Genomic DNA, 326 nt, shown 5'->3' on the forward strand with positions numbered 1-326 from the left:
TATCCCGTAGGGGAGTCGAACCCCTGTTACCGCCGTGAAAGGGCGGTGTCCTAGGCCTCTAGACGAACGGGACACTGTAGGTTGCTCTGCTAAAAGCAGAAACAATGTAGCTAGTGGTGGAGCTAATCGGGATCGAACCGATGACCTCTTCGCTGCCAGCGAAGCGCTCTCCCAGCTGAGCTATAGCCCCACATAAAATCGCTTCAGCATTTTATGCAGAACCAATCTTTTGCTCTGAAATTTAAACCATATCAATCTGTGTGGACACTCATCGTGAGTAATCATCGTATAAGGAGGTGATCCAGCGCCAGGTTCCCCTAGCGCTA

General features: G+C 50.6%; 2 tRNA genes. Both read right to left on the minus strand.

Going from position 1 to position 326, the window contains the following annotated elements:
* Positions 1-73: transfer RNA gene (locus OQJ86_RS26475), tRNA-Glu, on the minus strand.
* A gap of 41 nt (positions 74-114) precedes the next feature.
* Positions 115-190 (minus strand) — tRNA-Ala (locus OQJ86_RS26480).
* Between the last annotated feature and the right edge of the window lie 136 nt (positions 191-326).

Source organism: Vibrio sp. Sgm 5, from assembly GCF_026241575.1.
Classification (GTDB): Bacteria; Pseudomonadota; Gammaproteobacteria; order Enterobacterales; family Vibrionaceae; genus Vibrio; species Vibrio jasicida.